21 protein-coding genes are annotated in these 22,129 nt (G+C 70.8%); 13 read left to right on the top strand and 8 right to left on the bottom strand.

Annotation, left to right across the window (positions count from 1 at the left end; genetic code table 11):
- Positions 1-24: 24 nt before the first annotated feature.
- The 7 genes from AC5DRG_RS41775 to AC5DRG_RS41745 all read left to right on the top strand — a co-directional run bounded on the left by AC5DRG_RS41775 (position 25) and on the right by AC5DRG_RS41745 (position 5,501).
- Positions 25-1,590, top strand: coding sequence for a bifunctional 3-(3-hydroxy-phenyl)propionate/3-hydroxycinnamic acid hydroxylase (locus tag AC5DRG_RS41775; RefSeq protein WP_491813299.1), 1,566 nt, complete (start codon positions 25-27; stop codon positions 1,588-1,590).
- An 8-nt stretch (positions 1,591-1,598) separates the two neighbouring features.
- Positions 1,599-2,462 carry an alpha/beta fold hydrolase gene (locus tag AC5DRG_RS41770; protein WP_491805066.1) on the top strand — a complete coding sequence of 288 codons (864 nt, stop codon included), beginning with the start codon at positions 1,599-1,601 and terminating at the stop codon, positions 2,460-2,462.
- Entirely contained in the window at positions 2,459-3,466 is a 1,008-nt protein-coding gene (locus tag AC5DRG_RS41765; protein WP_491805065.1) for a VOC family protein, read from the top strand. Before AC5DRG_RS41770 ends, AC5DRG_RS41765 begins: the two co-directional genes overlap by 4 nt.
- Before the next feature lie 111 nt (positions 3,467-3,577).
- A complete protein-coding gene (locus AC5DRG_RS41760; protein WP_491805064.1) occupies positions 3,578-3,757 on the top strand; it encodes a hypothetical protein in 180 nt (59 codons plus the stop codon).
- A 66-nt stretch (positions 3,758-3,823) separates the two neighbouring features.
- Positions 3,824-4,258 carry a hypothetical protein gene (locus tag AC5DRG_RS41755; RefSeq protein WP_491805063.1) on the top strand — a complete coding sequence of 145 codons (435 nt, stop codon included), beginning with the start codon at positions 3,824-3,826 and terminating at the stop codon, positions 4,256-4,258.
- A gap of 317 nt (positions 4,259-4,575) precedes the next feature.
- Positions 4,576-5,088, top strand: coding sequence for a hypothetical protein (locus tag AC5DRG_RS41750; protein WP_491805062.1), 513 nt, complete (start codon positions 4,576-4,578; stop codon positions 5,086-5,088).
- A 215-nt stretch (positions 5,089-5,303) separates the two neighbouring features.
- Entirely contained in the window at positions 5,304-5,501 is a 198-nt protein-coding gene (locus AC5DRG_RS41745; protein WP_491805061.1) for an aldehyde dehydrogenase family protein, read from the top strand.
- Positions 5,502-5,514: 13 nt separating this feature from the next.
- On the opposite strand, the gene AC5DRG_RS41740 is transcribed toward AC5DRG_RS41745, so the two are convergent.
- The 7 genes from AC5DRG_RS41740 to AC5DRG_RS41710 are packed head-to-tail and all read right to left on the bottom strand — an operon-like array spanning position 5,515 to position 14,174.
- Positions 5,515-6,243 (bottom strand): alpha/beta fold hydrolase, encoded by a 729-nt coding sequence (locus tag AC5DRG_RS41740; protein WP_491805060.1) that lies wholly within the window; start codon positions 6,241-6,243, stop codon positions 5,515-5,517.
- A gap of 35 nt (positions 6,244-6,278) precedes the next feature.
- The gene (locus AC5DRG_RS41735; protein ID WP_491805059.1) at positions 6,279-6,989 is read right to left on the bottom strand and encodes a maleylpyruvate isomerase family mycothiol-dependent enzyme; all 711 of its coding nucleotides are present in this window, start codon (positions 6,987-6,989) and stop codon (positions 6,279-6,281) included.
- Positions 6,986-7,858, bottom strand: coding sequence for a fumarylacetoacetate hydrolase family protein (locus AC5DRG_RS41730; RefSeq protein WP_491805058.1), 873 nt, complete (start codon positions 7,856-7,858; stop codon positions 6,986-6,988). The genes AC5DRG_RS41735 and AC5DRG_RS41730 overlap by 4 nt, the downstream gene beginning before the upstream one ends.
- Positions 7,855-8,943, bottom strand: a complete 1,089-nt coding sequence (locus AC5DRG_RS41725) for a cupin domain-containing protein (RefSeq protein ID WP_491805057.1) — start codon at positions 8,941-8,943, stop codon at positions 7,855-7,857. The genes AC5DRG_RS41730 and AC5DRG_RS41725 overlap by 4 nt, the downstream gene beginning before the upstream one ends.
- Positions 8,933-10,606, bottom strand: coding sequence for a (2,3-dihydroxybenzoyl)adenylate synthase (locus AC5DRG_RS41720; protein WP_491805056.1), 1,674 nt, complete (start codon positions 10,604-10,606; stop codon positions 8,933-8,935). The genes AC5DRG_RS41725 and AC5DRG_RS41720 overlap by 11 nt, the downstream gene beginning before the upstream one ends.
- A gap of 11 nt (positions 10,607-10,617) precedes the next feature.
- A complete protein-coding gene (locus AC5DRG_RS41715; RefSeq protein WP_491805055.1) occupies positions 10,618-12,660 on the bottom strand; it encodes an acetate--CoA ligase family protein in 2,043 nt (680 codons plus the stop codon).
- Positions 12,657-14,174 carry an FAD-dependent monooxygenase gene (locus AC5DRG_RS41710; protein WP_491805054.1) on the bottom strand — a complete coding sequence of 506 codons (1,518 nt, stop codon included), beginning with the start codon at positions 14,172-14,174 and terminating at the stop codon, positions 12,657-12,659. Before AC5DRG_RS41710 ends, AC5DRG_RS41715 begins: the two co-directional genes overlap by 4 nt.
- 182 nt (positions 14,175-14,356) lie before the next feature.
- On the opposite strand from AC5DRG_RS41710, the gene AC5DRG_RS41705 reads away from it, so the two are divergent.
- Positions 14,357-15,166: a PaaX family transcriptional regulator gene (locus AC5DRG_RS41705; RefSeq protein WP_491805053.1), complete on the top strand. Its 810-nt coding sequence runs from the start codon at positions 14,357-14,359 to the stop codon at positions 15,164-15,166.
- A 17-nt stretch (positions 15,167-15,183) separates the two neighbouring features.
- On the opposite strand, the gene AC5DRG_RS41700 is transcribed toward AC5DRG_RS41705, so the two are convergent.
- A complete protein-coding gene (locus AC5DRG_RS41700; RefSeq protein WP_491805052.1) occupies positions 15,184-15,966 on the bottom strand; it encodes an IclR family transcriptional regulator in 783 nt (260 codons plus the stop codon).
- A gap of 328 nt (positions 15,967-16,294) precedes the next feature.
- Here AC5DRG_RS41700 and AC5DRG_RS41695 point away from each other — a divergent pair, with 328 nt between their 5' ends.
- From AC5DRG_RS41695 to AC5DRG_RS41675, 5 genes are read left to right on the top strand one after another with little or no spacing between them, the layout of a single operon-like run.
- Positions 16,295-17,281 carry an amidohydrolase family protein gene (locus AC5DRG_RS41695; RefSeq protein ID WP_491805051.1) on the top strand — a complete coding sequence of 329 codons (987 nt, stop codon included), beginning with the start codon at positions 16,295-16,297 and terminating at the stop codon, positions 17,279-17,281.
- On the top strand, positions 17,274-18,848 hold the full coding sequence (locus AC5DRG_RS41690; protein WP_491805050.1) for a bifunctional 3-(3-hydroxy-phenyl)propionate/3-hydroxycinnamic acid hydroxylase: 1,575 nt from the start codon (positions 17,274-17,276) through the stop codon (positions 18,846-18,848). Before AC5DRG_RS41695 ends, AC5DRG_RS41690 begins: the two co-directional genes overlap by 8 nt.
- Positions 18,845-20,140 carry an MFS transporter gene (locus tag AC5DRG_RS41685; protein WP_491805049.1) on the top strand — a complete coding sequence of 432 codons (1,296 nt, stop codon included), beginning with the start codon at positions 18,845-18,847 and terminating at the stop codon, positions 20,138-20,140. Before AC5DRG_RS41690 ends, AC5DRG_RS41685 begins: the two co-directional genes overlap by 4 nt.
- Entirely contained in the window at positions 20,137-21,237 is a 1,101-nt protein-coding gene (locus tag AC5DRG_RS41680; protein WP_491805048.1) for a maleylacetate reductase, read from the top strand. Before AC5DRG_RS41685 ends, AC5DRG_RS41680 begins: the two co-directional genes overlap by 4 nt.
- Positions 21,230-22,081 (top strand): dioxygenase family protein, encoded by an 852-nt coding sequence (locus AC5DRG_RS41675; RefSeq protein ID WP_491805047.1) that lies wholly within the window; start codon positions 21,230-21,232, stop codon positions 22,079-22,081. Before AC5DRG_RS41680 ends, AC5DRG_RS41675 begins: the two co-directional genes overlap by 8 nt.
- Positions 22,082-22,129: the final 48 nt, after the last annotated feature.

The raw sequence follows: 22,129 nt of genomic DNA, 5'->3' as shown, positions 1-22,129 counted from the left end.
GTGAGCGAGTTCAGAGCCGGAGACATGACCTACGACGTGGCGGTGATCGGCTACGGCCCCACCGGCGTCACCGCCGCGAACCTGCTGGGGGCGATGGGCCTACGGGTCGTCGTCGTCGAACGCGACGCCGAGATCTACACCCGCGCCCGCGCGATCTCCACCGACGAGGAGGTCCTACGGATCTGGCAGCGCACCGGTCTCGCCGACCGGCTGAAGCAGGACATGCTGGCCGAGCGGCCCCTCGATTTCGTCGACGCGCGCGGCCGACCGTTCCTCAGCGCGCACCCCACCCCGCGCGGACACGGGCATCCGCCGCAGATGTTCATCTACCAGCCGGCGCTGGAGCAGGTCCTGCGCGACGGCGCCGACCGGTACCCCGACGTGGAGATCCTGCTACGGCACGAGTGCCTACGGATCCAACAGAGCCAGGACAGCGTCGAGTTGACGGTCCTGTCCGCCGCCGACGATTCCGTACGACGCCTGCACGCCTCCTACGTCATCGCCGCCGACGGCGGCTCCAGCCTCACCCGGGCGCAGCTCAACATCGGCTACGAGGGCAAGACGTACGAGGACCGCTGGGTCGTCATCGACACCGAGATGCTGAAGCCGTGGCCGGACCACGACCGGCTGCGCTTCCGCTGCGACCCCGCCCGGCCCGCGGTGGACTGCCCGACCCCGCTTGGCCATCACCGCTGGGAGTTCCCGATCCTGCCCGGCGACGACGAGGAGTACCTGACCACCGACGAAGCGATCTACGCCATGGTGGCCCGGTACGGGATCAGCCGGGACAGCATCAAGATCCTGCGGGCCACGATCTACAGCCACCACGTCCGCTTCGCCGCCCGCTTCCGGGTGGGCCGGGTCTTCCTCGCCGGCGACGCCGCGCACGCGATGCCGCCGTGGATCGGCCAGGGCATGGCCGCCGGTGTGCGGGACGCGGCCAACCTGTGCTGGAAGCTGGCCGCCGTGCTGCGCGGCGAACTGCCCGAGACGGTGCTGGACAGCTACGAGGCCGAACGCAAGCCGCACGTCAAGGAGATCACCAAGCGGGCGGTGTTCGTCGGGCGGATCATCACCGAACGGCGCCTCCCGGTAACCCGCATCCGGAACACCGCACTGCGCGGCCTCAACCGCATACCGGGCTTCAGCAACTGGCTCCAGGACTCCCACTGGATACCCGTCGCCCACTACGCCGCCGGCTTCCAAGGCCGACCCCGCACCAAGGCATCCGGCCACCAGATCCCGCAGCCCTGGGTGACCGGCCCCGACGGTGAACGCGTACGCCTTGACGACGTACTCGGCGGCCGCTGGCTGCTCCTGTACGGCGGGCACCCCGCACCCCAGCCCGCGTGGGACCGCCTCGGTGTTCCCTCGCTCACCGTCACGCCCGCCGGCTCCGAGCCGGCCGAGGGCACGGTCGTCGACAGCGAAGGCGTCCTGCTGCCCTGGATGGCCGAGCACCGCGTGGCCACCCTCGCACTGCGCCCGGACGCCTACGTCTACGCAGCCGCACCCACCGGCGCTCCACTCCCGCCGCCTCCCGCCGGTTTCGCCCCGGCGTCGCGCGCGACCGCCTCGATCGCCCAGTAAGGATTGCTATGACCACGCACATCGAACCGCCGTCGATGCAGGAGTCCCTGCTCGACGCCGCCGGTAAGAAGATCTTCGTCGCGGAGACCGGAGACGGCCCGCCCGTACTGCTGCTGCACGGTGGCGGACCCGGCGCCTCCGGAATCTCCAACTACCACCGCAACATCGCCGAGTTGGCCAAGGAGTACCGGGTCATCGTCCCCGACCTGCCCGGCTACGGCCGCAGCACCAAGGGCATCGACCTCACCGACCCCTTCGGAAGCCTCGCCGACGCCATCCGCGGCCTGCTCGACGCACTCGGCCTGGACAAGGCCCACATGGTCGGCAACTCCTACGGCGGTGCCTGCGCTCTGCGCCTCGCCCTGGAAACCCCCGACCGCGTCGACCGCATGGTCCTGATGGGCCCCGGTGGCATCGGCACCACCCGCGCCCTGCCCACCCCGGGCCTCAACAGTCTGCTCAACTACTACTCCGGGGACGGCCCTTCCCGGCTGAAGCTGGAGAAGATCATCCGCGACTACCTGGTCTTCAACGCCGCCGACGTGCCGGACAGCGTCATCGACGCGCGCTATCGCGACAGCATCGACCCGGAGGTCGTCGCGGCTCCGCCGCTGAGGCGCCCGAAGTCGCTGCGCGCATTGTGGAAGATGGACTTCACCCGCGACGCCCGGCTGTCCCGGCTGCCCGTGCCGACTCTGGTGCTGTGGGGCGCCGCCGACAAGGTGAACCGGCCCAGGGGCGGCCGGATGCTGGCCGAGCGGATGCCCAACTGTGATCTGTACGAGGTCGCCAACACCGGCCACTGGGTCCAGTTCGAACGCGCCGAGCTGTTCAACCGGCTGTGCGCGGACTTCCTGGCAGGCCGCCGATGAATCCCAACACCTCGGTCTTCGGTGCCGTCCACCTCGGCTACCTGGTCATCGAGACCAACCGCTTCGCCGACTGGCGCCGCTTCGGCACCGACGCCATCGGCATGCACCGCGACGACCTCGACGCCGGCCTGATGCGGTTCCGCCTCGACGACCAGGAGTGCCGCTTCCTGCTCCGGCGCGGCCCGGCCGAGGACGTCGTCGTCACCGGCTGGCACCTCGACGACCACTCGACCTTCGAGCAGATCGAGGCCCGCGTACGCACCCACGGCGTACCCGTCGTCGAAGGCACTGCGGAGGAGGCTGCTCTGCGAGGGGTCGAGCGCCTGCTGCGCTTCCCCGGCCCCAAAGGCATTACCCAGGAGATCTACACCACTCCGGTGAAGTCCGCCGAGCCGCTGCGGATGCTCGCCTCCGGGTTCGTCACCGGCGACTCGGGCATGGGCCACATCGCGATCACGTCCACCAAGCCGGCTCAGTTGCGGGGCTACTTCAACACCGTCTTCGACGCCCGGCTGACCGACTACATCGACGAGACCATCAGCGGCGTCAAACTCAAGATCCGCTTCCTGCGGGTCAACGAACGCCACCACTCCATCGCCATCGCCGCCGTCCGCGGCCTGCCGATCGACCCGGTCCGCACCCGCGTCCAGCACCTCAACATCCAGGCCGCCACCCTCGACGACGTGGCCCGCAGCTACCAGCGGGTGCACGAACTCGGCTTCGACATGGCCCTGTCCGTCGGCCAGCACACCAACGACAAGGAACTCTCCTACTACGCCCGCACTCCCTCGGGCTTCGAGTGGGAGGTCGGCTGGAACCCCGTCGTCATCGACGAGACCACCTGGCAGCCCAACACCCACCAGGGCATCAGCGTCTGGGGCCACACCCGCGTCGGCCAGACGATCGTCGACAAGCTCGACCAGTTCCGGCTCAGTGCCCGTTCCCTGTCCCGCCCTGAGGTCACCGTTCCCGCCCTCAGCGGCGCAGGTATCCCCGACGACTGACCGCCGGGTGCGTGGCTTCACCGAGCCGCGGTCGTCGACCGGCCGTCGTGGACGACTCGGCCACGATGCGCCCGAACGTCATAGCATCCATGAGGTAGAGGAGAGCCGCCGATGCCCACCCCTCCGACCAGCCCGCTCCTGCGTCCCCTACGGATCGGCACGCTCACCGTGCCGGGGCGGCTCTACAAGTCAGCGACCGGCGAGACCCGTGCCACCGACGACGGGTACGTGACGGACGAACTGCTTGAGTTCTACGAACCCATGTGCGGGCCGGGATCCCGCTCATCGTGACCGGCAACCTCTATGTCTCACTGCAGTCCGGCCGACCCGGGCAAGGCACCGGTATCCGCGTCAGCGGTGCGCGAGCCTCTGTACCGGATGCGCCTGCTGCGCGAGATGTTCCGCGCGATACGCACCCGCGTCGGCGACGACTTCCCCGTCCTGATCTCGAGGGCGCACTACGAGTCGTGGCCGGGAATGATCCTGGGACACTACAAAGGGTTTATCCGCGGACAGATCACCGAGGGCTCACGGATGTCGCTGACGCGGCGGCGACGCCTGGCGATGCTCGCCGCGGCCCCCGTCATCGAACGCGCCGCGGAACGTCTCGCCCCTGGCGGCGAGGGCTTCAACCTTCCCCAGGCCGAGCAGTTCACCGCGCGGCTGGACATCCCGGTGATCTGCGTCGCTGGGTTCCACACGAGGGAAGGGGTGGAGTCGGCGATCGACTGCTACGTCGAGCCGATCCGCATCCAGAAGAACCACATGCTGCGATGGACGGAGCAAGCGTGAACCACATGCCGAGCGACCACGAACCCCTTGGCACCCGCCCGGGCAGCACGACCACCGGGAGTACGACCGGACCTGCACCCACCACCTCAGGGATCTTCCCGGTGTGGCTCCGCGAGGACCTACCTAGAGCCGCCGCCCTTCAGTACTGGAAAGGACCGCACGCGCAGATTGTCGCGCGGCTGCCCAGCATCGCCGAATACCTCCAGCATCACTTCTCCCCCACCGATCACGGCTACTGGCCCGCGTCTCCTACGGTGGGCACCGTCGTACCCCCGAGCTGGCGCTGCGACGGCATCGCCGAGGTCAGGATGGCGAGCATGGCCGCCGCACTCACCGTCCCGGTCCACATGCGGAAGGTGTACCTCGACGAGCAGAACGTCTTCGACCGGGTTCTCGGAAACCTGACCGGCCCACGAGGAGGCCGCTGGTGGACCAACGGCCACGACGCCGACGTCGGCCACCGCACCGTCCTTCTGCTGCGCCGACGTCGCGGAGTGAGCCGCCGCGCGTTCCGCAGGTACATCCACGACCGCATCGGCCCCGCGCTCCATGAGGCCGGCGCGCACGACCTGCGCACGTACACCTTCCTGCCGTGGACCTCGCTTCCGCACCCGACGCCCGGCATCTCGCACGACAATCCGACCTTCCGCCGGTACCACGGATGTGTCGTCCTCGGAGCCGACAGCCGCGCCGCCATGGCCGAGATCCTGACGTCCAAGCAAGTTGCCGACCTCGTCGCTGATCAGCACACGGTCATGACAGCCGTGCACGCATTCACCGTTGAGCACACCGAGCCGGTCATCAGGACGGACCCCCTGGTCCGGCACTGACACAGGCCACCGGTGGGAGAGAAACCGGAGCCGGCACCCGTTCCTCCTCCCCCGACAGCCAGTTCGACGACCCTCAGGTCACCGTCCCTCCACCGTCCACGACGGCCACACTGCTCCTCGGGAACTTGAATGGACGGGACTCCCGTGTCACACCCACCCCGGCAACTGCCATCTCTGGGGAGAATTTGGGGAGTCTCGACGGTCCTGGGGAGCGCGTGGGGAGAACCGACCGCGTAACGGCACCCGCTACGGCCTCACCTCAACAGTGTGGACACGGGACATCGGACGCGCGATACGGCTCGATCGGCACCCCCTTCGGCGGGTACAAGAACAGCGGGTTCGGCCGCTCCATGGGCCCGGACTACCTGGAGGACTGGACCCAGGTGAAGGCGGTCATCATCGACGCCGGGTGACGCCATGACACCTTCATGCCGCGCAGGCCCGGACGAACGCGTCGGCCAGTTCGGCGGGGCGGGTGAACAGGGCCTCGTGGCTGCCCGGGGTCTCGATGACCAGCGGGTTCTTGAGCCGTGGCAGGAAGCGGTCGGCCCAGGCCCACTCGCCGGGAAGGGCGAGGTCTTCGGTGGCCAGGATGTAGGCGGTGGGGATGTCGAGTGCGGCGAACGCCGTCGTGTCCGGCTTCTCGGTGAAGGTGCCCAGGGGCTGCGGGACGAGCAGGGAGTGGATCAGGCGCTGGGTCTCCTCACTGGCGTCCTGCATGAACGCCTGCTGGAAGACCTCATAGGGGAACGTCACCGTGTCGTTGCCGGAGGCGGCCGCCACGGCGTGGAACATCTCGCCGTAGTGCGGCGGGCACGCGTCGATCAGGGACTCGCCGTCGTTCGGGACGAACGCGTTCCAGAAGACCAGGCGCCGTATCCGGGATGCGAGCTTCGGCGCCGCGCCGGTCAGGACGTATCCGCCCCAGCTGTGGCCGAGCAGGGTGATGTCGGTGAGCCCGGCTCGTTCGACGTAGTCCACAAGGCTGTTCACGCAGTCGGTGAGGGTCACGCCGCGCGGGTCGTCGTCGGCGCCCAGCCCGGCCAGGGTGGGGGTGTGCACCTGGTGCCCGGCGGCTCTCAGCTCGTTCGCGACCGGGCGCCAGGCCCAACCGCCGTGACAGGCTCCGGTCACCAGGACAAAGGTCTCGCTCATGTCGGTCTCCTTTGATCGAATGATGAAAACTGGGTTCACAACCAGCGTGGAATGTCGGGGAGTTCACCCGTGACGCGCAGCTCTTGGGTACCGCCTCGGCCGGTGAGCCAGGAGGTGAGGGCGTACGGCGGTCCGGTGACCGTGACGCCCGGGGCGGGCGTGCCGAGTACGACGGTGCCGTGGCCCTCCGCCGCCAACTCGGCGCCGATGCCCGTCTCGACGCGTGCCGACATCCACCCGGCCACATCGCGGACGAGGGCCCAGGCGAAGTCGGACGGCAACGCGTCCGTGCCGACGCCCACGCGCAGGTCGACCAGGTGGATCCATACTTCGCGGGCCCGCAGCCACGGCACCTCCGACGCCGGGATCTCACGGCCCTGGCCGCTGACGACGGTGGCCGCCCAGGCATCGGCCGAGAGTGCGTCGGCGGCCTTCCGGAAGCGGGCGGCGGACTCCCGTACGTCCGCCTGCTGTTCGGCGAGAGGACGTCCGGCACCCGCCTCGATGTCTGTGACGCGCTGGTCCGGCGAGGTGTACATGGGGGTCCGGATCCCCGTCCGGGCCCAGGTCAGCAGGTTGACCAGGGCGTCGGCGTTGCGGGCGAGGTGGGTGAGCAGATGGCCGCGGGTCCAGCCGGGCAGCGCGGACGGTTCGGTGACCTCGTCCCGCGCCAACGCGTCGACCGCCTGCCGCAGCCGGCGCTGTCCGTCCTCGACCCACCCGAGAACCCGTTCCGGCTCCCTCACGGCTTGTCCTCGACGACCGTGTTCACGCACTCCCCGACACCCTCGACCACGGTCCGTACGACCTGACCGGGCTTCAGGAACACCTTCGGGTCGCGGGCCGCGCCGACCCCACCCGGGGTACCGGTGAGGACGAGATCGCCCGGCTCCAGCGTCGTGAACGTGCTGAGGTACGCGGCGATGTCCGCCGGCGTGAACAGCAGGTCCGACGTGCGCGAGCGCTGCATGACCTCGCCGTCCACCTCAAGGCGGATCTCCAGGTCGGCCGCGTCGTCGATCTCGTCGCCGGTCACCAGCCAGGGACCGGCCGGCGTGCTGGCCTCCCACGCCTTGCCCTGCAGCCACTGCGGGGTGCGCCACTGCCAGTCCCGCATGGAGATGTCGTTGACGACGGTGTAGCCGGCGATCGCGGCCGCCGCCTCCTCCTTGGTGGCCCGGCGGCGCAGCCGCGAGCCGATGACGAAGCCGAGTTCGGCCTCCCAGTCCAGCTCCTCCGTCTCGCCCGGGTGGACGATGTCGTCGCGGGCGCCGAGCAGGACGTTGGCGAACTTGCCGAAGAGAGCGGGGTAGGACGGCATCTCGCGGCCCATCTCCGCGATGTGGGCGCGGTAGTTGTGGCCCACGCAGAAGATCTTGGCGGGGGTCGTGACGACCGGGGCGAAGTCGAGAGCCGCCGCGTCGTGCGCCGGGCCCTCGGCGGCAGCCGCGTACATGCGCCAGTCGGGGCGGCGCAGCAGGGCGGCGACGTCGGGGGCGCCGGTCTCCACGGCGCGGTCGCCGTCGAGGCGGACGGCGACCGTGCCTCCCCCAGCCTTCGGCCGGGGGGACCCCCAACTCACTTCGTTCGCGGTGCGGATGGTGGCGAGCTTCATGCGGACGTGCTCCCGGTCGTTTCGGTGCGGGCGAGGTTCAGCGCCTCGTAGAGGGGCGCGTCGTTGAAGGTGAACAGGTCGAGCTGGGTGTGCGCGGCGATGGTCAGCGCGCACCAGGAGGGGACGGCGATCAGGTCGCCCTCGCTCACCTCGATCACCTGGTCGTCGAGGGTGACGGTGCCGCTGCCGCGGAAGACCTGCCAGACCGAGGAGCCCACGGTGCGGCGGGTGGCGGTGGCCGTGTGCGGGCGCAGGCGATGCATCTCGGTGCGCAGGCTGGCCAGGGCGTCGCGGCCGGTGGCGGGGTTGGTGAAGCGGATGCCCGCGTGGCCGGGCTCGATGACGCCGGGGTGTCCCTCGTCCTCCAGTTCCAGCTGGGCGGTGAGCGCGTCGTCGGTGTCGGCCCAGCGGTAGGCCATGAGTGGGGAGTCGGGGCTGTCCGGCGCCCCGATCGGGCGCAGTCCCGGGTGGCCCCACAGGCGTTCGTTGCGCGACCGGGACGGGGTCGACCGGTCCGACACCCCGTCCTCGCCGAACTCGAAGAACCCGGCGTCCAGTCGGTGCACGAGCGGAATGTCGAGGCCGTCCAGCCAGACCATCGGCGCGTCGCCGACGTGGTGGTGGCCGTGCCAGTGCATCGACGGGGTGAGGAGCAAGTCCCCGGGGCGCATCTCGACCGCGTCGCCGTTGACGACCGTCCACACGCCCTCGCCCTCCAGGATGAACCGGAAGGCACCCTGTGAGTGCCGGTGCGCGGGGGCGACCTCGCGCGGGCCCAGGTACTGAATCGCCGCCCACAGATTGGGAGTTGCGTACGGCCGTCCGGGCAGACCGGGGTTGGCGAGCGCGATCGCACGGCGCTCCCCGCCGCGCCCGACCGGCACCAGGTCTCCGGACCGGCGGGCGAGCGGCAGGAGCGTGTCCCACTGCCAGACGTGCGGTACGGCCTCGGGCTGCGGGGTGAGCGGCATGAGGTTGCCGATCTCGGTCCACAGGGGGATGAGCCCGGCAGCCGCGAACCCGTCGTAGAGCTTGCGGAGTTCGGGGTCCGTCTCCTCGGGAGCTATGACGGTGTCACTGGTCATCGGGGGTTCCTTCGGCGTCGAGGCGGCGCACGATGTCGGCGCGCAGGGCCTTCTTGTCGATCTTTCCGACCTTGGTGGCGGCGAGTTCGGGGACCGTCACCAGCCGGTCCGGGAACTTGAAGCGGGCGATGCCCGCGCGGTCCATCACGTGGTGGACGTCGTCGATGGTTACCGTGTGCCCCGGTTCCGGTACGACGTAGAGGCAGACCCGCTCGCCGAGTTGGGCGTCGGGCATGGCCACGGCCGCGGCGCGGGCGACGCCCGCGACCTGGTAGGCGAAGTTCTCGATCTCCTCGGCGGAGATGTTCTCCCCGCCCCGGATGATCATGTCCTTGTCGCGGCCCTCGACGACGAGGTTGCCGTCGGGCAGCAGCCGCACGATGTCGCCGGTGCGGTACCAGCCGTCGTCGGTGAAGGCGCGGGCGTTCTGTTCCTCGGCGCGGTAGTAGCCGCGCGGGGTGTAGGGGCCGCGGGTGAGCAGTACGCCGGGTGTCCCGTCGGGGACCGGGTTGCCCAGTTCGTCGACGACAAGGAGCTCGTCGTCCTCGCACATGGGGCGCCCCTGCGTCGTACAGATGACGTCTTCGGAGTCGTCCAGGCGGGTGTAGTTGAGCAGACCCTCGGCCATTCCGAACACCTGCTGGAGCGTGCAACCCAGCTCGGGGCGGACTCGGCGGGCGACGTGGTCGGCGAGCCGGGAGCCGCCGACCTGGAGGACGCGCAACGAGCTCAGGTCGGCACCCGGGTGTTCCCGGTGGTGGTCCAGCCAGCGCTGGGCGACGGCCGGGACCAGGGCCGAGGCGGTGACGCCCTCGCGCTCGACGATCGGGAACGCCTTCTCCGGGTTGGGCGAGCCGAGGACCACCCGGCCGCCGTTCAGCAGCACGCCCAGCAGGCCCGGGCAGGCGAGCGGGAAGTTGTGGCCGAGCGGGAGAGCGGCGAAGTAGACCGTGTCCGGGCCGAATTCACAGACCTCGGCGCTGCGGCGGGCGTTGTAGACGTAGTCGTCGTGCGTGCGGGCGATGAGCTTGGGCAGCCCGGTGGTGCCGCCGGAGAGCAGGAAGACGGCGATCGAGCGGCTGTCGGGCCGGTACGCGTCCGCTGCGGCCCGGTCCGCCGGCGTGCCGGGTGCGGCGCACAACTCCCCCAGGTCCACGGCGTCGTCGCCGACCTTGTCGCCAAGGACCAGGACATGCTGGAGAGTCGGCGATTCCGCGGCGATCTCGAACGCCATGGTCTGGTGATCGTGATCCTTGAGGAAATCCGGCACCGCGATGCCCACGGCCTCGCTGTGCTCGACCAGGTACCCGACCTCGTGCCTGCGGTGCCCGGGCAGTGCCATCACCGGGATGACGCCGAGGCGCAGACAGCCGTAGGTCAGGATCACGAACTCGGCGGTGTTGGGCAGCTGCACCACGAGCCGGTCGTCCGGGCGGAGCCCGAGCGCGGCCAGGCGCAGGGCCACGGCGTCCGCCCGCTCGGCGAGTTGACGGTACGTCAGCCGCCGGTCGCCGTCGACGAGCGCGACCGCGTGGGGAGTGGCGTCGGCGGCGGCGTGGAGCCGGTCGCCGATGGCGTGGCCCTCCCAGTAGCCCTTCGCGGTGTAGCGCTCGGCGTACTCCGCGGGCCAGGGGACAGCGCCGTTGCTGCTCGGCCTTGGCATGGTCGTTCTCCTCAGGTGCGGTCGGCCGTGTGCACGATCACGGCGTCCAGGGCGATCAGCCCGTCGGCGGTGAGCCGCAGGGGGTTGATCTCGATCTCGGCGGTGTCCGGACTCGCGGCCAGGGCGGCGGCGAGTGCCGAGACCACCCGCCCGAACTCGGCCCGGTCGAGGACCGGTCCGCCGCGCCAGCCGTCGAGCAGGGCACGGGCGGCCAGGTCGTCGGGCATTCCGGCGGCCTCGGCCGCGGACAACGGGGCGAGCCGGATCGCCACGTCCGCGAGGGCCTCTGCGGCCGTGCCGCCCAGTCCGGCGAGGACGACCGGCCCGAACACGGGGTCCCGTCGCGCGCCGAGCACGAGGTCGACACCGGCCGGGGCCATGGCCTCGACCAGGTAGCGGCGGCCTGGGCCGATGGCGTCCAGCGCCGCGTCGAGTTCGTCGGGGGTGCGCACGCCCAGGTGGACTCCGCCGATCTCCGTCTTGTGGAGGATCGCGGCGTCGAGCACCTTGACGGCGACCGGCCCGCCCAGCAGGCGCAGGGCGTAGTGGGCGTCGCCGCGGGTGTCACAGGCGACGCGGACCGGGGTACGGATGCCGAGCGAGCTGAGGAACGTCTTCGCGGCGTCCTCGTCCAACGGGCCGGCGGGCACGGAGGAGGCCGTCTCCTGCGGGGACTCTTCGGAAGGCACCGCCCGCTGTCGCGCATGCGTCACCACCGCCCGTACGGCGTTGGCCGCCGAAGCCGGTCCGGTCAGCGCCGGGATCCCCGCCTTGTGGAGCCGCGCCCGCTGCTCGGCGACGTCCTCGGGCAGGCCTCCGACGACCACCACGGCCGGGGAGTCCGCCCCGAGGCCGGCGTCCTGCGCGGCCGAGGCGAGATCGACGCTGTCGGGCTCGGTGAGGGCGTAGACGGCGAGCAGGTCCACCTCGGGATCCGCGGCCGTCGTGTCCAGCACCCGGGCGAAGGTCTCGGCGGGGCGGCCGGTGTCGACCGGGTTGCGCTGGTAGGTGAGCGGGGGCAGCAGTCCGGCGAGGGTCTGCTGGGTGCCGTCCGCGAGCTCCGGCATCCGGATGTTGTCGGTGCCGGCCCGGTCCGCGAGCAGCAGCCCCGGTCCGGCCTGGGCGGTCACGATGGCGAGCCCCGGGTCCGAGGCGGGGCGCAGCTGGATGCGGGAGAGCGCGGTGAGCGCGTCCACCATCTCCCGTTCGTCGTCCACGACCACCGCCCCGGCCTGCCGCAGCGCGGCACGCGTCGTACGCCAGGAGGTGGCGAGCGCCCCGGTGTGCGACCGGGCGAAGTCACCGACGTCGCTGCGGCCGACGACCAGCGCCACGACCGGTTTGACGGCGGCGACCAGGCGTACCACCTCGACCAGCCGTGGCCCGTCCGGCACCGTCTCCACATGCAGTGCGACGGCTGTCGTACGACCGTCCCCGGCGAGGTGTTCCAGGACGTCCGCGGCGGTGACGTCGAGGCCCGCGCCGATGCCGACGCCGAGGCTGATGCCGTTCCCGGCGGCGACCAGGTCGAAGGAGAGGGCGTGGTTGACGCCGCCGCTGGCAGCGACCACCGCGATGTCACCGGCGGGCAGTTGGCCGGCCGCGGGCACGAAGCTGGCCGTAAGTCCGAGATGGGGAGCGAAGAAGCCGGAGGTGTTGGGGCCGAGCAGCCGGATCCCCGTCTCCTGGGCGACGCGGCGCAGTGCGTCCGCGTGCTCCTCTCCTTCCGGGCCTGCCTCGCCGAAACCGCCGGCGCAGACCAGCGCGGCACGGCAGCCGGCGGCGGCCGCTTCGGCGAGCGCGTCGGCGCAGCCGGCCGCGGGCACGCACAGGACGGCCAGGTCGAGTCGTCCGGCGGTGTGCGCGGCGGCTTCGGCGACCGAGGCGTACACACCCTCGTCGGGTTCCGGGCGCCGCGAGTTGACCAGGGCGCGGGCGCCGGGGAAGGTCGCCAGCGAGCGGGCCATGGCGGCGCCCAGCTTGCCGCTCTGCCGTGAGGCGCCGATCACGACCACGCCCTCGGGCGCGAACATCGGCGTCAGGTCGGTGCTCATGCCTGCTCCCCCGCCACCAGGTCGGCGCGTCCGGACAGCAGCAGCGTCTCGGCCCGGTCGTCGTCCATCCCGTCCTCCACGATCAGCGCGGGCACGCCATGCACCAGCCGGGCCTGTTCGGCGAGCAGCGACCGGGTGAGCGAGGTGCCGCCCTGTACGGCGACCAGATCCGGGGGCGTATCACCCATCAGGGCGTCGGCCAACTCGTCGTAGAACTCCGGCAGTTGAGCCTCACTGTCCGGAGCGGTGAGCCACAGGCACCCTTCGGTGCGCAAGGCCGCAAGCTCCTCGGAGGTCAGCCGCCGGCTGCCGAGCTCCCGGAAGGGAGTGGCCAAGGGGTCGAGCCCCTCGTGCGCCGCCCGCCAGTCCCGTACGACCTGCTCGACGAAGTCCGGGTCGCGGCGCGCGATCCGCCCCTTCCCGATGCTGCGGGAGATGAAGTGGAAGGCGAACTGCGTCGGCTCGAAGGCGTCGTGGTAGCGGCCGAAGTGCTCCCACCAGGACAGGCTCGGCCGGGCGGAGCCCTGGATCTTCGCCACCGAGGGCTGGCGCACCGCCTCGTACGCCGACAGGGCGGTCGGCAGGTCGTCGCGGAGGGCGAGGAGGCTGTCGGCGAGGGCGACGGCGTCCTCCATGGCCATCTTGGTGCCGGAGCCGACGGAGAAGTGCGCGGTGTGGGCGGAGTCGCCGAGCAGGACGACGTTGCCGCTGTGCCAGCGCTGGGTGCGGCGGGTGCGGAAGTTACCCCAGCGGGAGTTGTTGACCAGCAGTTCGTGCCCGTCGATCTGCTCGGCGAAGAGCTTCTCCAGATACGCCTTGGTCTTCTCGTCGCTCGGGCCCGGCGGCTGCGCGGTGTCGAACTCGTCGAGCCCGGCCCGCCGCCAGGACTCCTCGTCGGTCTCGACGATGAAGGTGCTGACGCGGTCGTCGATCGGGTAGCCGTGCACGGCGAAGGTGCCGTGCGGGCCGTGTTCGTGGACGAAGGTCAGGCCGTCGAAGAGGTAGTCCGTGCCGAACCAGATGAACTTGGCGGTCGCGACCTCCACCTCCGGCACGAGCACATCGGCGAGGCGGTCACGGAAGCGGGAGTTCGCCCCGTCGGCGGCCACGATCAGGTCGTAGTCGGCCAACTCGGCCGGATCCGCGGGGACTTCGTGGCTGAACCGGAGTTCGACGCCAACCTCCTCGGCCCGCTCGTGCAGCAGCTGGAGCAGCGTCTTGCGGGTGATGGCGGCCATGCCGTTGCCGCCGCAGCGGATCCGCTGCCCCTTCAACCGCACCTCGATGTCGTCCCAGTGCCGGCCGTGGTCCGCGAGCGCGGTGCGCAGGACGGGGTCCGCCTCGTGGATGGCGGCGAGCGTCGCGTCCGAGAACACCACGCCGAAGCCGAAGGTGTCCTCCGCGCGGTTCCGCTCGAAGACCGTCACCTCGACCGACGGATCGGCCTGCTTGATGAGCGCCGCGAAGAACAGCCCACCAGGGCCGCCTCCCACGACAGCGATCCGAGAAACCATGGCTTCCGCCTCCACGTCGAGTACAAGCCCAGACTCAGGCCCGGGCACATCCTGTGTCAATGGATACACGGGCGTCAATAATTTGTTGCGCTTCGTCGGGGCCGCTCACCGGCAGGAATATGAGTTTCATCGGTCGAACGGCTCATCCTCGCGACGGCCGTCCGTGTGACATAGTCGATTTCGTGAAGCCTCGATCGATCGTCTTCGACCTGTTCGGCGACTACGTCCGCTACCGCGGCGGCGCCGCCCGGGTGCGCACCCTCAGCACACTGATGGGCTGCTTCGGTGTCGGTGAGAGCACCGTGCGGGTGGTCCTCGCACGCCTGCGCAAGGAGGGCTGGTTCGACGTCCGTCGGGAGGGCCGGGAGACGCTCTACGCGCTCAACAAGCGCAGTCTCCAGCTGCTCGACGAGGGCCGCGCACGCATCTTCGACCGGGCGCCGTCCGACTGGGACCGGCACTGGTACATGGTCATCTACTCGGTCCCCGAGACCGAGCGAGGCGTGCGCGACCGTATCCGCAAGGAGCTGGCCTGGCTGGGCTTCGGCCCCCTGGCCCCGTCCACGTACGTCTCCCCGCACGACCGGCTCCAGCAGGTGCGGGAGAAGTTCGCGGACGAGCCGGCCATGCGCCTGGACACCCTGCGCTGCCAGTCGAGCGGGCTGCCCGTCGACCGCGAGATGGCGGCGCGCAGCTGGGATCTCGCCGTTCTCAACGAGGATTACCGGGAGCTGCTGCGCACCTACCGCAGCCGGATGCCGTCGTACCGGGCCGGGCACCTCAGCCCCGAGGAGGCGCTGGTCGAGCGCATGCAGCTGACGTACGACTACCGGAAGTTCCCCTTCCGCGACCCCGACCTGCCGACCGAACTGCTCCCGGCCGGCTGGGTGGGCCACGAGGCGCACGAGATGTTCCTGGAGGCCCACGAGATCCTCGGCCCGTCCGCCGACACCTACTTCGACGAGGTGGCCGGCCCGCGTCCCGTCGCGTAGGACAGGCCTAGGGGTAACTACGACAGGTAGCCCAGCTCGTGCGACGCCGCGGCCACGGTGTCGTGCAGCTCGCGGGTGACCTCGGCGAGGTGGTCCGGGGTGCCGAGGCTCTCGGGCAGGACGACCGAGACGGCGAGCGGCAGCGGGTCGTTGGCCGCGAAGACGGGCGCGGCGACCGAGATGATGCCCGGGATGACGCCGCTGTGCGTCACGACGTGCCCCTCCTCGCGGATCTGTGCCCGGATGGCCGCGAGGCGCTCGCCCGTCCACTCCGTCTCCTTGCCGCGGAGCTCTCCGCCGAGCACCTCGTCGGTGAGGCTCTCGGGCAGATGAGCCAGGAAGACCTGGCCCACGGACGACGTGAGCAGCGGGAGTGTGGCGCCGACGCGCACCGTCAGGGGCAGCGGGCGGGTGCCGTACGCCCAGCTCACGACGATCGGGCCGCGGTCGCCCCAGACCGCGAGGTTCACGGAGTGGCCGGTGCGGTCGCGGAGCTGCGTCGCGTGGCCACTCACCACCGCCACCTCGTTGGTGCGGCGCAGCGACTCGGCGCCCAGGCGGCGCATCGCGGCCCCGAAGTCGTAGAGGCCCGAGGCGGGATCCTGCGAGGTCAGACCGATGCGACCGAGGCTGACGAGGTAGCGGTGCACCTTGCTGGGCTGCATGCCGCTCGCCTGCGCGATCGCCGACAGGCTCAGCGCACCGCCGCCGCTCTCCAGCGCCAGCAGGACCCGCATCGCCATCTCGACGGACTGGATGCCCTGCCGTTCCCCGTTCTCCTTGGGGTCGGTCTCGGTCACAGCGCAGCTCTCTTCCCGCAGGTGAATGACGGTGCTCAGCCTATCGACGGGCCGAGCGCCGGCCTCCGCTCACGAACAGATCTTACATTCACTATTGCGGAACGCGTTACGTTCTGGTGAACTGCGAGAGCGGTGGCACTCACCTCCCCGGACTGCCCCGCCATCCCGGCGGCCCGTTTCGCGGCCGCCCCGAGCCGCTCGTCGTTCGGCGCACACACCCGCGCATCTCATCCGCTCCGGCCACTCACACCGAGCCGGGCATCGCCGCACCCCCGCATCCGAGAGATCGGCTGCAAACGCGCACAAATCCCCCGAGGAGAACTCCGCAATGAAGCTGATTGGCCTCGAAGAGCACTTCGTGACCCCCGACCTGGTGGGCCATGGCGCGTCGACCGCGTCCATCGCCCAGCCCGGCGCCTGGGCCGAAGCCTCCCGCCGGCTCCTCGACCTCACCGAGGAACGCCTCGACGACATGGACGCCGCAGGGCTGGACATGCAGGTGTTGTCGCTCAACTCCCCCGGCCTCCAGGCGGAGAAGGACCCGGCCGCCGCCGTACGCCAGGCGATCACCGTCAACGACTTCCTCACCGGCGTCATCGCCGAACACCCCGACCGCTTCTCCGGCTTCGCCGCACTGCCCCTACAGGACCCGAAGGCCGCGGCCGACGAGCTGGAGCGCGCGGTGACCCAACTCGGCCTGCGCGGCGCCCTCGTCAACGCGCACACCCACGGCAGGTACCTCGACGACCCCGAGCTGCGCGTCGTATGGGAGCGCGCCGAGCACCTCGACGTACCCCTCTACCTCCACCCGGCCAACGGCGTCGACACCGCGCACGTGCTGTCCGGGCACCCCGAACTCGTCGGGCCGATGTGGAGCTGGGGCGTCGACACCGCCACCCACGTCCTGCGCCTGATCTTCGGCGGTGTCTTCGACGACTTCCCGAACGCCAAGCTGCTCCTCGGCCACATGGGAGAGGGCCTGCCGTACGTGATGTGGCGCATGGACTCGCGCTGGGACTTCCACGCGCACCACGGCATCGAGCTCAAGCGCGGGCGCCCCTCGGAGTACATCCGCCACAACCTCTACATCACGACCAGCGGCGTCTGCTCCCCCGCCCCGCTGCTCACCGCCCTGCTCTCGATGGGCGCCGACCACATCCTGTTCGGCACCGACTACCCCTTCGAGGACATCGAGACGGCCACGAAGTTCCTGCGGAACGCCCCGATCAGCGACGCCGACCGGCTGAAGATCGGCCACCAGAACGCCGAGAAGCTCCTCGGTCTCGCCACCGCACCCGCGTTCGCGGGTGTCTGAGCGGAAGGGCACGCACGTGTACGACGTCGCCGTCATCGGGTACGGGCCCGTCGGCATGGTCACCGCGGCGCTGCTCGGACAGGCGGGCCACGACGTGGTCGTCCTGGAGCGCTACCCCACCCTCTACAACCTTCCGCGCGCCGCCATCTTCGACGACGAGACGATGCGGACCTTCGACCGCCTCGGCATCTCCCGCGAGCTGCTGCCCACGCTGCACGTCCAGCGGAACTACGAGTGGCGCAACAGCGCGGGCGAGCTCCTCATCGAGCACGACTTCGCGGCCGTCGGCGGCCAGGGCTGGGCGGAGTGGTACATGATGTACCAGCCCTACCTGGAGGACGCCCTCGACCGTCTCGTCCGCGGGCTCGGCAAAGTCGAGATCCGTATGGACGCCCGGGTCAGCGGCCTGCAGAACACACACCACGGCGTGGACATCCAGGTCGAGGGAAGCGACACGGCCGTCTCGGCCCGGTACGTCGTGGCCTGCGACGGCGGCAACAGCTTCACCCGCGACTGGCTCGGCATCGGGCAGGACGACTACGGCTTCTCCGAGCCGTGGATGGTCTGCGACTTCCGGCTGACCGGTCCCTCGGACGTCCCGAAGGCTCGCCAGGTCTGCGACCCCGAGCAGCCGATCTCGATCATCTCGCTCGGCCCCGAGCACCACCGGTTCAGCTTCATGCTCGACTCCGAAGAGGACTTCCCCGTGGAGCGGGACCCGGAGCGGGTGTGGGCACGCGTCGCCGACTACCTCGACCGTGGACAGGCCGAGCTCATCCGCGTCGCCACCTACACCTTCCGCTCGCTCGTCGCGGAGCGCTGGCGCACCGGCCGGATCCTGCTCGCCGGGGACGCGGCCCACCAGATGCCGCCGTTCCTCGGGCAGGGCATGTGCTCGGGCATCCGGGACGCCCAGAACTTCGCGTTCAAGCTGGACGCCGTGCTGCGGGGCGCCGACGACGCGCTGCTCGACACGTACCAGAGCGAACGCGAGCCGCATGTGCGGGCCATCATCGCCAAGGGCATCGAGCTCGGCCGCGTCCAGACGATGCGCGACCCGGTGGCCGCCGCCGAGCGCGACGCCCGGCTGATCGCCCAGCGCGAGGCGAACGGGCGCCCCGACAAGATGCGCTTCCCGGGCCTCGGACCGGGCCTGCACGACGCCTCCCCGCAGGCAGGCCACCTGATGCCGCACGGCCGGGTGGAGTCGCACGGCACCGAGGGACTCTTCGACGAGGTCCTCGGCCGCGGCTTCGTCCTCCTCGTCGACAGCCGTGCGGGCGCCTCGCTCGACGCCTCGACCACTCGGTTCGCCGCCGAACTGGGCGTGTCCGTCCACCACTTGACCGACCGCCGCCTCACCACCGAGGGGCTCACCGATGTCGGCGGCGTCTACGGGCGCTGGTTCGACGAGACCGGCCGTGCGGCCGTTCTGTGGCGGCCCGACTTCTACATCCTCGGCACCACGGGAGTCCTCTCGGACATCCCGGCACTTCTCACCACACTTGCCACAGCAGTCGAGCCGGTGCAGGCTCCTGCCACAGTCGGAGAAGGGATCCGGCCATGACCGCACCCACCGTCATACGCCCGAACACCGTCAGCAGAATCTCCCCGAGCACGTTCGTGCTGCTCGCCGCCTGGGTCGTAGCGTCCCTGGAGGGCTACGACCTCGCCGTGTACGGCGTCACCGTGCCCGCGATCCTCGGCGACCCCTCGCTCGGCATCGACAAGGCGGAGGCCGGCACCATCGGCTCGCTCGTCGGCATCGGGATGCTGATCGGCGCGGCCTTCGCGGGGGCGCTGGTCCACCGCACCGGCCCGCGCCGGCTCCTGCTCGTCGGCACCACCGTGTTCTCGCTCGGCATGGTGATCTGTACGTTCGCCGCCGGCGTCCCGTCGTTCGGCGCCGGACGCCTCGTGGTCGGCCTCGGCCTCGGTGTCGTACTGCCGACGATCAACGCGTACGTCGCCGACCTGAGCGAGCCCGGTCGCCGCAGCCGCAACGTCGCCCTGATCATGAGCGGTTACGCGGCCGGCGCCCTGCTCTCCCCGCTGCTCGGCACCGCTCTGCTGCCCGATGTCTCGTACCGCTGGCTGTACGTGTTCGGCGTGCTCCCCGTGTTCCTGGCGATACCGCTCGTGCTGCGGCTCCCGGAGAGCCCCTTCCACCTCAGCCGTACGGGCCGGACCGCCGAGGCGCGCGCGATCGAGGAGCAGCTGGGCCTCGGTCCGTCGGACGCGTCGCCGGCCTCGAACCCGGGTCGCTGGCTCGGCATCGGCTCGCTGCTGACGGGCGGGCTCGCGGTGTCGACGGTGCTGTTCTGGGCGATGTCCTTCTGCGGACTGCTCCTCGTCTTCGGCATCAGCACCTGGCTGCCCAGCATCATGCAGGCCGCGGGCTTCTCCCTCGGCTCGGCGCTGCTGCAGACGGCGGCGATGTGGCTCGGTGTCGGCGTCGGTGCCATAGTCGGCGGCCGGGTCGCGGACGCGCTGGGCGCCAAGCGCGTGGTGGTCGTCGCCTTCCTGGTCGGCACGCTGAGCCTGGTCGCGATGAGCACCCGCCCGCCGACGCCCGTCATGTTCGTGCTCATGTTCATCAGCGGCTTCGGCTTCATCGGCTCGCAGATCCTCGGCAACGCCTTCATCGTGACGCGCTACCCGGACGCCCTGCGCGGCAACGGCCTCGCCTGGGCCCTGTCGATCGGCCGCTTCGGCGCGATCGCCGGCCCGTCCCTGGGCGCGTTCGTCCTCAGCTCGGGTGCCGACGTCGAGTGGGCCTTCTACGCCTTCGCCGTACCGGCCCTCGTCGGGGCGATCGCGGCGGGCGCCGTACCCCGCGTCCGAGCGGTGACGGCATGACGCAGGTCGTCTACGAGTCCTGGGGGCAGCGGGTCGTCTTCGGCTCGGGCACCGCACGGCAGGACGTGGCGGCCGAGGTCACCGGGCTCGGCGCGAGCCGGGTCCTGGTGATCGCGGCCGACGGGGAGCGGGCCCTGGCCGAGGACCTCTGCAAGGACGTCCCCGTGGTGGCGGTCTTCGGTGCAGTCCGTCCGCACGTCCCGGCCGAAGTGGCCGAGGCCGTGCGGGCGGCCGCCCGCGAGCACGACGCCGACCTGCTGCTGAGCGTCGGCGGCGGCTCCACGACGGGTACGGCCAAGGCGGCGGCGCTCACCACCGGCCTTCCGATCCTCGCCGTCCCCACGACCTACGCCGGCTCCGAGGCGACCCCCGTCTGGGGCCTCACCGAAGACGGCCACAAACGCACCGACGTCGACCCGAAGGTGCTCCCCCGCGTCGTCGTCTACGACGCCACGCTGATGCTGTCGCTGCCGACCCGCCTGTCGGTGACGTCGGGCCTCAACGCCCTCGCCCACTGCGTCGACGCGTGGTGGGCACCCCGGCACAACCCGATCAGCTCCGCACTGGCCGTCGAGGGCGTCCGCTCGCTGGCGTCTGCACTCCCCCGCATCGTCGCCGACGGCCAGGACGTCACGGCCCGCCGCGAGATCCTCTACGGCACCTACCTCGGGGCGGTCGCCTTCGCGGGCGCCGGTTCCGGACTGCACCACAAGGTGTGCCACGTCCTCGGCGGCGCGTACGACCTCGAACACGCCGCCCTGCACTCGGTGATCCTGCCGCACGTGGTCGGCCTCAACCTGGCGGCGGCGCCCGAGGCGGCTCGGCAGCTGGGAGCGGCGCTCGGCTCGACCACGGATCCCTTCGGCGCACTGCTCGATCTCTACTCGCGCCTCGAACCACCTTGTTCCCTGGCGGAGTTGGGGCTCCCCGAGGAGGAACTCGACCGAGCCGCCGACCTGGTCATGGCACAGGTGCCGGACACCAACCCGCGCCGGGTGACCCGCGACGAGATGCGCGAGCTGCTGGGGCGCGCATGGCGCGGGGACACCCCGACACACGTACCCCTCCCTCGTACGGAAGAGCACCCCGATGACTGAACAGGAGCTGACCGACAAGGTCGTCGCGAGCTTCGACTCCGCGAAGGACGACCGGTTCCGCGAGGTCATGCAGGCGTTCGTCCGGCACGCCCACGCCTTCGTGCGCGAAACGAGGCTCACCGACGACGAATGGTCCGCGGCGATCGAGTTCCTCACCGCTGCCGGTCACATCACGACCGACACCCGCCAGGAGTTCGTCCTCCTCTCGGACGTCCTCGGCGTCTCCATGCTCACCGTGGCGGTGAACGAACCGGGCCTCGACGACTCGACGGAGTCGACGGTCCTCGGCCCGTTCTTCGTCCAGGACGCACCCGAGGTCGAACTCGGCGGGGACATCGCGGGCGGCGCGACCGGTGAACCGTCTTGGGTCAGCGGCCGGGTCACGGACACCGACGGCAACCCGGTCGCCGGGGCCCGCGTCGAGGTGTGGGAGGCCGACGACGACGGCATGTACGACGTCCAGTACGACGACGGCCAACTCGCGGGCCGCGCCCACCTGTTCACCGACACCGAGGGCCGCTACCGCTTCTGGGGGCTCACCCCCACGCCGTACCCGATCCCGGCCGACGGCCCCGTAGGCCAACTCCTCGACCACGCCGGGCGCTCCCCGATGCGCGCACCGCACCTGCACTTCATGGTGACGGCACCCGGCTTCCGGCGGCTCATCACCCACATCTTCGTAGCGGGCGACCCCCTCCTGCACAGTGACTCCGTCTTCGGCGTGAAGGAGTCACTGATCCGCCCCTTCGACCGTCACGAGGCCGGAACACCGACGCCGGACAGCCGACAGCTGGAGGGCCAGTGGACCTCGACGACCTTCGACATCGTCCTCAGGAAGGAGTGACCAGACACTTGGGGAGTGACCGCCGGCGGTCACTCCCCGCGCACATCT

Source organism: Streptomyces sp. JLBG701, assembly GCF_058544905.1.
This window is presented reverse-complemented; position numbering and strand designations above follow the sequence as displayed.

Coding starts and splice junctions, on each gene's coding strand:
- AC5DRG_RS41720 (WP_491805056.1), bottom strand. CDS start 10,606: ATGCCAAGGCCGAGCAGCAACGGCGCTGTCCCCTGGCCCGCGGAGTAC.
- AC5DRG_RS41675 (WP_491805047.1), top strand. CDS start 21,230: ATGACTGAACAGGAGCTGACCGACAAGGTCGTCGCGAGCTTCGACTCC.
- AC5DRG_RS41775 (WP_491813299.1), top strand. CDS start 25: ATGACCTACGACGTGGCGGTGATCGGCTACGGCCCCACCGGCGTCACC.
- AC5DRG_RS41760 (WP_491805064.1), top strand. CDS start 3,578: ATGCCCACCCCTCCGACCAGCCCGCTCCTGCGTCCCCTACGGATCGGC.
- AC5DRG_RS41765 (WP_491805065.1), top strand. CDS start 2,459: ATGAATCCCAACACCTCGGTCTTCGGTGCCGTCCACCTCGGCTACCTG.
- AC5DRG_RS41710 (WP_491805054.1), bottom strand. CDS start 14,174: ATGGTTTCTCGGATCGCTGTCGTGGGAGGCGGCCCTGGTGGGCTGTTC.
- AC5DRG_RS41740 (WP_491805060.1), bottom strand. CDS start 6,243: ATGAGCGAGACCTTTGTCCTGGTGACCGGAGCCTGTCACGGCGGTTGG.
- AC5DRG_RS41715 (WP_491805055.1), bottom strand. CDS start 12,660: ATGAGCACCGACCTGACGCCGATGTTCGCGCCCGAGGGCGTGGTCGTG.
- AC5DRG_RS41730 (WP_491805058.1), bottom strand. CDS start 7,858: ATGAAGCTCGCCACCATCCGCACCGCGAACGAAGTGAGTTGGGGGTCC.
- AC5DRG_RS41680 (WP_491805048.1), top strand. CDS start 20,137: ATGACGCAGGTCGTCTACGAGTCCTGGGGGCAGCGGGTCGTCTTCGGC.
- AC5DRG_RS41770 (WP_491805066.1), top strand. CDS start 1,599: ATGACCACGCACATCGAACCGCCGTCGATGCAGGAGTCCCTGCTCGAC.
- AC5DRG_RS41695 (WP_491805051.1), top strand. CDS start 16,295: ATGAAGCTGATTGGCCTCGAAGAGCACTTCGTGACCCCCGACCTGGTG.
- AC5DRG_RS41750 (WP_491805062.1), top strand. CDS start 4,576: ATGGCCGCCGCACTCACCGTCCCGGTCCACATGCGGAAGGTGTACCTC.
- AC5DRG_RS41725 (WP_491805057.1), bottom strand. CDS start 8,943: ATGACCAGTGACACCGTCATAGCTCCCGAGGAGACGGACCCCGAACTC.
- AC5DRG_RS41685 (WP_491805049.1), top strand. CDS start 18,845: ATGACCGCACCCACCGTCATACGCCCGAACACCGTCAGCAGAATCTCC.